Below are 4,807 nucleotides of genomic sequence, written 5' to 3'. Positions count from 1 at the left end.
GTGCTAAGGCAGGAATCCAGCAAGAAATTCGTAAGAGAGAGCATTACGAGAAGCCATCAGTAAGACGTAAGAAGAAGTCTGAAGCGGCTAGAAAGCGTAAGTTCAACTAATTTATAGCTTAGATGTTAGCCCTGATTCAGCAATGAATTAGGGCTATTTTCTTTCAAAAAAGGAGTCCCATGGCGGAAAGAGAATTGCTATTAGATATTCCTCTGGAACATGAAATGAATATTCTGGGACAGATGGATCAAAATTTAAATAAGATTCAAAAACAGTTTCAAGTCAGTATTATTGATCGAGACGGATTATTGAAAATCATAGGGGAAGAAGACGCTGCAAACAAAGCTAAGGAAGTGCTTCTTTCCCTTTTGAAGTTATCTCAAAAGGGCACTGCCATTAATGAGCAAAATGTAAACTATGCTATTTCCTTAACGGTAAAGGAAGGAAAGGGAGATGCCCTCCTGCATTTGGATGAGGATTTACTGGCAAGAACGGCTTTGGGAAAGCCAGTAAAGCCTAAAACTTTAGGGCAGAAGGCCTATGTGGATGCCATTCGGAAAAATATGATTACCTTTGGCATCGGTCCTGCAGGAACCGGTAAAACTTATCTGGCTATGGCTATGGCGATTTCCGCCTTTCGAGAGGAAGAGGTTTCCCGAATTATTTTGACAAGACCTGCCATAGAGGCAGGAGAGAAGCTCGGATTTTTGCCGGGAGATTTACAATCCAAGGTGGATCCCTACCTTCGTCCCTTATATGATGCTCTGTACCAGATTATGGGACCGGAACAGTATCTGGCCAATGCGGAGAAGGGACTTATTGAAGTGGCTCCCCTGGCTTATATGCGCGGTAGAACTTTGGACAATGCCTATATTATCCTGGATGAAGCGCAGAATACCACTCCTGCGCAGATGAAGATGTTCTTAACCAGAATCGGTTTTGGCTCCAAGGTAGTGGTTACCGGAGATTTAACCCAGAAGGATCTGGAAGAGGGAAAGAAATCCGGTTTGGAGGATGCCATCCATGTTTTGAAAAATGTGGAGGGAATCGCTTTTTCTACCCTTACCAGCGAAGACGTGGTTCGTCACCCCTTAGTGCAAAGAATCGTTAATGCCTACGAAAAGGACGAACAAAGAAAAAAGAAGGACAAATATGCAAATAGACATTCAATGGGAAGTGAAGGAACAAACAAGTCTGGATTACGAAAAAATCATTCAGGATATCGTGGAGGAAAGTCTTGATTATGTTTCCTGTCCTTATGATGTATCTCTCTCCGTAAGCTTTATTGAAGCGGAGGAGATGCGGGAGTTAAACTTAAGCCAAAGAGGAATTGATTATGCTACGGATGTTCTCTCTTTTCCTTTATTGTCTTTAGATCCTCCGGGAAGCTTTCCGGAAAGCCTGGAGGAGGAGTGGGGGAATTTCGATCCGGAAACCGGAGAGCTGATGCTGGGGGATATTGTCCTTAACTGGGACAAGGTAAAGGAACAGGCGGAGAGCTACGGCCATTCTTTAGAGAGAGAGCTTGCCTTTTTGATTGCTCACTCTCTTTTACACCTTTTCTCCTATGATCACATGGAGGAAGAGGAACGTAAAGAGATGGAACAGAAGCAGGAAGAGATATTAGAGAATAGAGGATATTACCGATGAGAGAAGGCAGAAGACAAGTCTCCCCAAAAAGAAGGTCAAGCGGAAATAATTTTGTTCTGCAGGGATCTCTTCTTGCAGTTGCCGGAATTCTGGTTCGCCTTATCGGCATGGTTTACCGAATTCCACTTTCCGCGATTATTTCTGATGAGGGAAATGGTTATTATACCTCAGCTTTTTCTATTTATACCTTGCTCCTGATTTTATCCAGTTATTCCATGCCCACTGCCATTTCCAAGCTGATTTCTCAGAATCTGGCTGCGAAACGTTTTAAAAATACGGAAAGAGTTTTAAGGGTTTCTTTTATCTATGCTTCCATTATGGGAGCGGTCATGGCCTTTGTGCTCTTCTTCGGGGCGGATGCCATTGCAGGAGCCTTGAAAAAGCCCTTTGCCGCCTATGCCCTTAGAGCACTGGCTCCAACCGTTTGGATTATGGCCTATCTCGGGCTTTTGCGAGGATATTTTCAGGGCATGGGAAATATGATACCTACAGCTATTTCTCAAATTCTGGAACAGATTGCCAATGCCGTTTTTTCCGTTTTGATGGCATACCTCCTTTTCGCTAAGGGAAAAGAAGCCAATTTACTTTATAACAACACGGAGTATTCCTATGCATTCGGTGCTATGGGAGGCGCTATCGGAACCGGTGTGGGAGCCTTTATTGCCCTGCTGTTCTTTATGATGCTTTATTCCTATCAAAGGCCAAGGCTCAGAAAGAGAGCCAAGAAGGATAGCAGTATGGTGGAAAGCTATGAGCGTTCCGCCCTATTGTTGTTTTCAACCATGGTTCCCATCCTGATTTCCAGCACGGTATATAACATTTCCTCCGTTCTGGATGACTATTTTTATTCCAGTATTATGACCAAGCTTAAGATTCCTACCAAGCAGATTGTTATGGAGTGGGGAATCTTCGGAGAATATCATATTCTCTTTAATATTCCCGTAGCCTTGGCCAATGCCTTATCCTCCTCTTTGATTCCCAGCCTTACTGCGGCTGTTGCTTCCCATGATCGGAAAAAGACCCTTGGACAAATTCAGACCAGCATTCGCTTCAGTATGCTGATTGCCGTTCCCTGTACCGTGGGAATGTGTATTTTGGCGGAGCCTCTATGCAGAATGCTTTTCCCGGGAAAAAATGTAATGCTTTTGATTAATGTAACCAGAATCGGTGCATTGGCAGTTTTGTTCTATTCTCTTTCCACCATCAGTAACGCCATTTTACAGGGATTGGGACATCTGAATCTGCCTCTTAAGCATTCCGTTATTTCTCTGGTATTTCATTTGGCCAGTTTGTTACTTCTCTTATATGGAAGAACCGGCATTTACGGAGTGGTGGTTTCCAATATCCTTTTTGCCATCATGATGTGCATCTTAAATCAGCTTGCCATAAAGCGTCATACCAGATGCGTAATAGACTGGGGAAAAACTATAGGATATCCTATTTTGGCTTCTCTTATCATGGGAATTTTTGCCTTTGGATGCTATTTCTTGATTCATTTCCTTCTTCCGGAAAAACTGGGAAAGGGAAGAATCGGTTCCGCCCTTTCTTTGCTTCCGGCGATTTTCGTTGCGGTAGTTCTCTACTTTGGCAGTCTTTTGAAAATGAATGCCTTTTCCAAAGAAGACCTGGATGAAATGCCTATGGGAGGACGTTTAAAGAGATTTATAAAGGATTAAATCCAAAAATTATAAATGAGTTATAAATTGAAAAGATGAAATAGGATTAAAAGATGAAGAAAAGAGTAGGGGCAATATGAAGGATTGTATCATTGTGGGAGGCGGGGCAGCCGGTATGGTGGCTGCCATAGAAGCAAAAAGAGCCGGTGCAAAATCGGTTCTTTTAGTGGAAAAGCAAGCCTGTCTTGGAAAGAAGTTAAGCCAGACCGGAAACGGAAGAGCCAATTATACCAATCTTTCCATGAATTCCAATGCCTATAGAAGCAATCATCCGGAATATATTCCTTCCTTTTTAAAACATTTTGATAGCAGAGATGCTCTGGAATATTTCAAGACTTTGGGAATCTATCCCAAGTTTAGAGGAGACTATGTGTACCCCTACTCGGATCAGGCAAAAAGCATGGTGCAATGTCTGGAAAACTCCCTCCATAATTTGGGTGTAGAAATCTGTCTACAGCATAGGGTTGAAGACATTGCTTGGACTGAGAAGGAAGTTTTTTTCATAAAAGGGAAAAAGCTTGTGCAAAAGGGAGGAGTCGGCTCTTCTGCTCAGAAGGATAATTATTCTGATTCTACTTTTGTTTTCGGAAACAAAGAAAAAAATAAAAAAAAGGAAAAGAATAAAAAAGAAAAAGTAGAATGGGAAGAACAGGAATTTTCTCTTCAAGGACGTAAGCTTTTAATTGCTACCGGAGGCCTGGCTATGGAAGCTCTTGGCGCTTCCGGTGAGGGATATGAGATCGCAAAGAGCTTAAACCATACAGTCTCTAATCTCTTTCCCAGTCTGGTTCCCATCTATACCAAGGAAGACTATGTAAAGCTATGGGCCGGTGTCAGAGTCGATGTGAGGGCCGAGCTTTATAAGGAGCAGGACTTAATTTTTCAGGATGAGGGAGAGCTGCAATGCACGGATTATGGTATTTCCGGCATTGTCGTTTTTCAAATGAGCCGCTTAGTGCATAGGCTTTTGGAAGAAAAAGCAAAGTTTTCTTTGGAGCTGTCCTTTCTTCCGAAATTTGAAGAGACGGAAGCCAAAAAGTATTTTCTGGAAAGAAAGCAGCTTTTGGAAGAGGAGAGGGGAGAAGCCTTTCTTCTGGGACTATTTCCGGAAAAACTGAGTCAAGTGCTTTATGAAAGGACCGCCTTTCCCCTAAAGCAAAGAATTCAGGATATTTCGGATCAAAAAATATTGGAATTATGTCAGCTTTGCCTGCATTTTCCTTTTCATCCGGAAAGAATCGGAGATTTTCAAAGAGCACAATGTACGGCAGGGGGCGTAAATTTATCGGAAATTTTTATTCCGGAATTTCAAAGTAAAAAGAATCCGGATTTATACTTTGCCGGGGAGATACTGGATGTGGACGGTATTTGTGGAGGCTATAATCTTCATTTTGCCTTTGGATCGGGAATTTTGGCGGGAAGAGCCATGGGGAAGAAAAATGATTAAAATTGGACAGTTGAAATTAGCTATAGAGAAGGAA

Annotated in this window: 5 protein-coding genes; all 5 read left to right on the top strand. The window is 42.4% G+C overall.

Translation table 11 applies throughout. The features are described from left to right. A partial coding sequence (rpsU, locus tag ACO4PX_RS08665) for a 30S ribosomal protein S21 (RefSeq protein ID WP_455009843.1) occupies positions 1-110 on the top strand: 110 nt, incomplete at its 5' end. 69 nt (positions 111-179) lie between these two features. Beyond that, a complete protein-coding gene (locus ACO4PX_RS08660; protein WP_314668287.1) occupies positions 180-1,241 on the top strand; it encodes a PhoH family protein in 1,062 nt (353 codons plus the stop codon). Beyond that, the gene (gene ybeY, locus ACO4PX_RS08655; protein WP_314668285.1) at positions 1,153-1,650 is read left to right on the top strand and encodes an rRNA maturation RNase YbeY; all 498 of its coding nucleotides are present in this window, start codon (positions 1,153-1,155) and stop codon (positions 1,648-1,650) included. The genes ACO4PX_RS08660 and ybeY overlap by 89 nt, the downstream gene beginning before the upstream one ends. Next, entirely contained in the window at positions 1,647-3,326 is a 1,680-nt protein-coding gene (locus ACO4PX_RS08650) for a putative polysaccharide biosynthesis protein (protein WP_485572298.1), read from the top strand. The genes ybeY and ACO4PX_RS08650 overlap by 4 nt, the downstream gene beginning before the upstream one ends. 76 nt (positions 3,327-3,402) lie before the next feature. Beyond that, a complete protein-coding gene (locus ACO4PX_RS08645; RefSeq protein ID WP_485572297.1) occupies positions 3,403-4,773 on the top strand; it encodes an aminoacetone oxidase family FAD-binding enzyme in 1,371 nt (456 codons plus the stop codon). The last annotated feature ends 34 nt before the right edge of the window (positions 4,774-4,807 follow it).

It is taken from the genome of Oribacterium sp. (assembly GCF_057249185.1).
Note: the sequence above shows the minus strand (reverse complement) of the source record. Positions and strands in the feature narration are given on the sequence as shown.

Coding starts and splice junctions, on each gene's coding strand:
- ACO4PX_RS08660 (WP_314668287.1), top strand. CDS start 180: ATGGCGGAAAGAGAATTGCTATTAGATATTCCTCTGGAACATGAAATG.
- ybeY (WP_314668285.1), top strand. CDS start 1,153: ATGCAAATAGACATTCAATGGGAAGTGAAGGAACAAACAAGTCTGGAT.
- ACO4PX_RS08650 (WP_485572298.1), top strand. CDS start 1,647: ATGAGAGAAGGCAGAAGACAAGTCTCCCCAAAAAGAAGGTCAAGCGGA.
- ACO4PX_RS08645 (WP_485572297.1), top strand. CDS start 3,403: ATGAAGGATTGTATCATTGTGGGAGGCGGGGCAGCCGGTATGGTGGCT.